Origin of the sequence: Vibrio sp. 10N.247.310.98, assembly GCF_041467395.1 — a bacterium.
Lineage (GTDB): Bacteria > Pseudomonadota > Gammaproteobacteria > Enterobacterales > Vibrionaceae > Vibrio > Vibrio crassostreae_C.
Genome location: NZ_JBFSUL010000102.1, coordinates 1 through 6068, shown reverse-complemented (window position 1 = coordinate 6068; position 6068 = coordinate 1). Strand labels below are relative to the sequence as shown.

The following is a 6068-nucleotide window of genomic DNA, read 5'->3' as shown; positions in this document are numbered from 1 at the left end:
CCGATAGTACCAACGTTTACGTGCGGTTTCGTACGTTCAAATTTTTCTTTAGACATGGGGTGTCCCTCTAGGTACGGATTAGGTGGCTTAAAATAAGACCACGCAACCAAAAAAATGGTTTTCTTTATTAAAGGAGAAGAAGCTTTAGACTGGTGCTAATACCCAGAGTCGAACTGGGGACCTCACCCTTACCAAGGGTGCGCTCTACCGACTGAGCTATATCAGCACACAAAATGAGTTGGAGCGTGCAGCGGGAATCGAACCCGCATCATCAGCTTGGAAGGCTGAGGTAATAGCCATTATACGATGCACGCAACACGTAACTCTGTTTGAGCTATTTAACCTTTAGAATATGGTGGAGAGGGACGGATTCGAACCATCGAAGGCAGTGCCAACAGATTTACAGTCTGCTCCCTTTGGCCACTCGGGAACCTCTCCAAATTTTGAGCTTTCTCTCGCTTGCCTTATAGGAAGGGAGAAAGTGGTGCCGACTACCGGAATCGAACTGGTGACCTACTGATTACAAGTCAGTTGCTCTACCTACTGAGCTAAGTCGGCACAAGTGGGGCGCATTTTATTGAATGATTTTCCACCTTGCAATAGTAAATTGAAAAAAAGTGCAAAATTCTCTGACCAAACTCCTACATACGGCTATTTAGCTCAAGGTTTACGTCTTTAACCCGCATCTAGTACAGGAAGATATTTTATTTATCTATCGCTTGATGTATTTTCCATGCACTTGTTTTGTTATCCACTATAGAGTTTTGTATGAGCCCATTTATGTCATTTGACCGCGAACGTTGGTCTGAGCTAAGGAATTTAGTTCCGATGACACTTTCTGAGAGCGACTTAAAAGAGCTTCAAGGCATCAATGAAAAGCTCACAATGGAAGAGGCAGTAGAGATCTATCTACCGCTATCTCGTCTATTGAACCTCTATGTGGCAGCCAGACAGAATAGAAACTCGGTACTCCACCAATTTCTAGATAAGAAAGAGAAAGCGCCACCTTTTATCATCGGTATTGCGGGTAGCGTAGCTGTTGGCAAAAGTACCACTGCGCGTCTGCTTAAAGCCCTACTCTCTCGCTGGGAAAACCACCCAAAAGTTGAACTAGTGACAACCGATGGCTTTTTATATCCAAACGAGGTGTTAGAAGAGAAAGGGTTGATGAGCAAAAAGGGCTTTCCTGAATCTTACGATATCAAGCGTTTAGTGAACTTTGTTTCGGATGTAAAAGCTTGCAAGAGAAATGTCACAGCCCCTGTTTACTCGCATCTTACGTACAATATTACTGATGACGTTAAGTGCGTCGACCTACCAGATGTGCTTATTATTGAAGGGCTTAATGTTTTACAAACCGGAATGAATTATCCACACGAGCCACATCGCGTGTTTATTTCAGACTTCCTTGATTTCTCACTCTATGTTGACGCTGATAGCCAACAAATCAAAGAATGGTACGTCAATCGCTTTATGAAATTCCGCGATGGCGCGTTTACTAAGCCTGGCTCTTACTTTAGTCATTACACTAAATTATCGAACCAAGCCGCATTGGACAAAGCAGAAGGTATCTGGAGTTCAATTAATGGCTTGAACCTTGAACAAAATATCCTTCCGACAAGAGAAAGGGCTCACCTGATTCTACGTAAAGGCGCAGATCATATGGTTGAAGAAGTGTTACTAAGAAAATAGTAACGCCTTAGTCGCCTTTTCTTAGCGATATCTCGCCACCAATATAGCTCTCGACACCATTCTCAGTTTTGAGCAATACAGCACCTTGTTCATCGATGCCTTGAACAACACCTTCAATTTCTCTAGGTCCAATGATCAATCTAACATTGCGACCTAAGAAATTATCCAAGCGGTTCCAACGCTCTAAAAAATTGGACATTCCTTTCAACTCGTAGTCGACAAGTGACTTATCCCAAGCATTGATCAGAGCCTGCGCTAACTGGTTACGGTCTGGCACCTTCCCATCACACACTTCTTTAAGGGAAGTCCATGGCTGGCCAATACCTGATGTTGTTGGATCCATGGATAGGTTTAGCCCTAAACCAATCACAATATGCGCAGCGCCACCAGACTGTCCTGACAGCTCGACCAAGATACCTGCAAGCTTCTTGTCATTGTGGTAAAGGTCGTTCGGCCATTTAAGCTTTACACCTTCTACGCCCATCTCTTCCAAAGCTTCAACAACAGCTACACCAACCACAAGGCTTAAGCCCATTGCGGCAGCCATCCCCGCGTCGAGTCTCCAATACATTGAAAGATAGAGGTTTGCACCAAATGGTGATACCCACTCTCGTCCACGGCGTCCACGACCCGCAGCTTGATATTCAGCAATACAGACAGAACCCGATTCGAGGGTGTTAGTGCGCTCTAATAGGTGTTGGTTTGTAGAACCTATGATGGGAATGAGTTCAAGAGAAGCATCGCGACTAACTGCAGACAATTTGTCTTGGTCAAGCATATCCAAACGACTGGCTAGTTTGTAACCCTTGCCTTGTACTCGGTAGATATCTAAACCCCACTCTTGAATACCTTTAATGTGCTTACTGATAGCCGCTCGTGATACGCCAATCATTTCACCTAGGTCTTCACCTGAATGAAACTCACCGTCAGCAAGACATCTCAATAGTGCAAGCTTGGTACTGTGCTCTCTCATGCCAATGACTCCAAAGCCTTATCCAAGTTTGTCTCGCAGTCTCGTCCCATAAAGCGCACTTCATGTTCCAATCGAATATCGAATTTATTCAAAACGGACTGGCGCACTCGCTCTGCAAGCTTAAGGATATCCACAGCAGAAGCCTCATCATAATTGATAATAACCAATGCTTGGTTGGGGTGAACCTGAGCGCCACCTTCTGTCACACCCTTGAACTGGCATTGATCAATCAGCCAGCCAGCAGCAACTTTGATCATGTCATTACTCTCATAACCAACCATATTTGGATATAGTGCTAACAAGCGATCAAAATGATCTTTGGTGATCACAGGGTTTTTGAAGAAGCTACCCGCATTCCCTTGTACTCTAGGGTCTGGCAGCTTACTTGAACGGATAGCACACACTTCATCAAATATAGTGCGAGGGGAGAGCGTATCGGCTGCTAGGCTTTTTAATGGGCCATAGTGATTGCATGGCTCCCACTCTTTCGGCAACGTTAAACCAATCGCAACAACAATCGCTTTATCGTAGAGAGCGTGTTTGAAAATAGAATCTCGGTAACCAAAGAGACACTCTTCTTTGCTTAATCGCTTAACTGTATAAGTATCCAGACACAGGATATCGACATACTCGCATACGTCTTGTAGCTCAACACCATACGCACCAATATTCTGAATCGGAGCAGAGCCGGAACAGCCGGGTATCATTGCTAGGTTTTCTAGACCACCCAGCCCTTTATCCACACTCCACTCAACCAAGCTTGGCCAATCCTCGCCACCACTCACATGCAGTAGGTGATGACTGTCCGTCTCGGCCAGCTCAATCCCGGCTAATTTATTCACGATGACCAGGCCAGCGAAGTGCTCAGTAAAAAGCATATTACTGCCCTTACCCAGTATTAACTTAGGCAAAGCTGACCATTTAGGGTCTTTGTAAAGCGAAATAAGTTCTTCGGTAGTGGTGACTTCAACCAACGCATCACACGTCTGATCGATGGAAAAAGTATGAACATTTTTTAAACTAGCATTGAGATGGAATTGCATGGCGATATTCAATTAACTTACACTGCGGTCATTCTACAGCAGATAAACCAATGGCGCAGTGACTGAATGAACAATGTCATCATTACTCAATTAGACCCAGTAAAGGTTCCCCTAGTTAAACGTTTCTATAAAGAACATTACCCAACGGGAAAAGCGAATAAGAGTGAACTGATCTATTCGTTATTGCTGAATAACGAACTGTGCGGTGTCGTGCGTTTTCGTACAATAGAAAATAATCGCTTACTTACCGGTATGGCGATATCAAAACAACATCGTGGTCAGCAATTAGGCTCCCAGCTTATGGATTATTGTGCGCAACATACGCTTACGGAAGATGATTACTGCTTTGCGTACGCTCATCTCACCAATTTTTACGCGCGACACAAATTCGTACAAGTAGACCCTAAAGATCTACCAAATGGTTTAAGAGTTTTATACGAGCGCTATTCGAATAGCGGAAAAGATCTCATTCCTATGCATTATCAGCAAAATTGTTAGAGAATGCCTCGATTATCTAGTATTTGGTGCTATCCCTTTGGTAAAATTAAAGGTTCGCAATTTTGCATATTTTTAAGGTAAAACAGTCAATATGATTGCCAGTAGGAATCCATTCATACAGTTGCCAACCATAGCGCAGAATCCTGACAAGTTTGAAGTACTACTATCAGCGCAAGAGTTTCGAACTCGCCTACTTGATGAAATATCTCGCGCAACGACTCGTATTAGTTTAGTCGCTTTGTATCTTGAAGATGATGAGGCTGGCCGTGAGATCCTAACTGCCTTATATGAAGCAAAGCAAAAGAATCCAGAATTAGACGTGAGCGTTTGTGTCGATTGGCACCGGGCGCAGCGTGGATTGATTGGCGCAGAGTCTTCTGAAGGCAATGCAGCCATGTATAAAGAGTTCGCAGAGAAATATCAACATTCTGTGCCTGTCTATGGCATTCCCGTTCGCGGCAAAGAAGTCTTTGGCGTATTGCACTTAAAAGGCTTTATCGTCGATGATAGCGTGATATACAGCGGTGCAAGCCTTAACAATATCTATCTGAATTACCATGACCGCTATCGCTTTGATCGTTACCATGTTTTAAACAATGCAGCTCTTGCTGACTCAATGTTTGCCTACGTACACGAACAGATGGTTGCGGACAGCGCTGTTTATGACCTGGCTGATAAGAACAAGCCTGCGACCAAAGAACTGAAACCAGCGATTCGTCAGTTTCGAGCATCATTGGCAAGGTCTCAGTATCAATTCGAAGGGCAAGAGGTTTCAGCAGAGCAAGTGGCTGTAACACCATTGGTTGGTATCGGTAAAAGACGTAACCGTCTGAATCAGGGAATCAACCAACTCGTCGCTCAAGCTAAAGATGAAATCTTCATCTGCACACCTTACTTCAACTTCCCACCTAGCCTAGCTAAAGAAGTGAAGAAAGCACTTAAGCGTGGCGTAAAGGTCAGCATTGTTGTTGGTGATAAGACAGCGAATGATTTCTTTATCTCACCAGAAGAAGAGTTTAAAACGATTGGTGGTTTGCCATACCTTTACGAACTGAACTTACGCCGTTTCGCTAAAGCGAATGAAGCTCATATTGCTAGCCGTAATCTATCAATTCGACTTTGGCAACACGATTCCAATAGCTTCCACCTAAAGGGCATTTGGGTAGATAAGCGCTACATGCTACTAACAGGTAATAATCTAAATCCACGCGCATGGAAGTTGGATCTAGAGAACGGTATCTTTATCCAAGATAACTACCATCACCTAACAGACAAGTTTCAGGCTGAAGTGGATAACATCCTTCAACACACTCAGCTTATCTGTACTTATAAGCAGTTAGACAAGGTAGAGAGCTACCCGATGGAAGTTCAGAAGTTGATTCGTAAGATCACTCGTGTGAAAGCCGATAGGGTGCTTAAGCAAATACTGTAGTCGATGTATTAGAGACACTATTTATCAACGCCTAGCAAACGCTAGGCGTTTTTGTATCTACGAGATAGCTATTTAGGTTTGTTTGATGGTCTTTCGAATCAACATCTCTATTTATGCACAGTGAGTGTGATAGCTTGAAGTGTTAAGCATCCTACCTTTTCCTTAGTCAGTCTCAGGGTTCCAGATACGTGTATCAGGTATGGTTTAGATAGCAGCTAAACGAGTACCAATACGAACATAATCGACAATTACCCTTTACGTATTCAAGCAATAAAGTCTCACTCCTTAGGGCGAAGTACGTACGCGATAGAGAATTTCACATAGTAAAACAATCAGATTAGTGCTCTGCTCTATTTAGCTTAAGAGTTAGAAGTGATGTAGTGGTCAACTGATATTGGCCACGTTCCTAGAGTTTAACCAGAACAATCGT

Annotated in this window: 5 protein-coding genes and 4 tRNA genes; 3 read left to right on the top strand and 6 right to left on the bottom strand. The window is 43.5% G+C overall.

What is annotated here, in order from left to right; genetic code table 11:
• Positions 1 to 150: 150 nt before the first annotated feature.
• The 4 genes from AB6E78_RS22635 to AB6E78_RS22620 all read right to left on the bottom strand — a co-directional run bounded on the left by AB6E78_RS22635 (position 151) and on the right by AB6E78_RS22620 (position 558).
• Positions 151 to 226, bottom strand: a tRNA-Thr gene (locus AB6E78_RS22635).
• A gap of 13 nt (positions 227 to 239) precedes the next feature.
• Positions 240 to 314 (bottom strand) — tRNA-Gly (locus AB6E78_RS22630).
• 39 nt (positions 315 to 353) lie between these two features.
• Positions 354 to 438, bottom strand: a tRNA-Tyr gene (locus tag AB6E78_RS22625).
• A gap of 44 nt (positions 439 to 482) precedes the next feature.
• Positions 483 to 558 (bottom strand) — tRNA-Thr (locus AB6E78_RS22620).
• Positions 559 to 768: 210 nt separating this feature from the next.
• On the opposite strand from AB6E78_RS22620, the gene coaA reads away from it, so the two are divergent.
• Complete coding sequence (gene coaA / locus AB6E78_RS22615) at positions 769 to 1692, top strand: type I pantothenate kinase (protein ID WP_017066910.1); 924 nt, start codon at positions 769 to 771, stop codon at positions 1690 to 1692.
• Between the two features lie 7 nt (positions 1693 to 1699).
• Here coaA and birA read toward each other — a convergent pair whose 3' ends face one another.
• Entirely contained in the window at positions 1700 to 2665 is a 966-nt protein-coding gene (birA, locus tag AB6E78_RS22610) for a bifunctional biotin--[acetyl-CoA-carboxylase] ligase/biotin operon repressor BirA (protein ID WP_017059800.1), read from the bottom strand.
• Positions 2662 to 3708 carry a UDP-N-acetylmuramate dehydrogenase gene (murB, locus tag AB6E78_RS22605; RefSeq protein ID WP_017059799.1) on the bottom strand — a complete coding sequence of 349 codons (1047 nt, stop codon included), beginning with the start codon at positions 3706 to 3708 and terminating at the stop codon, positions 2662 to 2664. The genes birA and murB overlap by 4 nt, the downstream gene beginning before the upstream one ends.
• Positions 3709 to 3774: 66 nt before the next feature.
• Between murB and AB6E78_RS22600 the strand changes: the two genes are divergently transcribed.
• Together AB6E78_RS22600 and pssA are read left to right on the top strand one after the other, a co-directional pair.
• A complete protein-coding gene (locus tag AB6E78_RS22600) occupies positions 3775 to 4206 on the top strand; it encodes a GNAT family N-acetyltransferase (protein ID WP_017059798.1) in 432 nt (143 codons plus the stop codon).
• Positions 4207 to 4297: 91 nt separating this feature from the next.
• Positions 4298 to 5638, top strand: coding sequence for a CDP-diacylglycerol--serine O-phosphatidyltransferase (gene pssA, locus AB6E78_RS22595; protein WP_029235079.1), 1341 nt, complete (start codon positions 4298 to 4300; stop codon positions 5636 to 5638).
• The last annotated feature ends 430 nt before the right edge of the window (positions 5639 to 6068 follow it).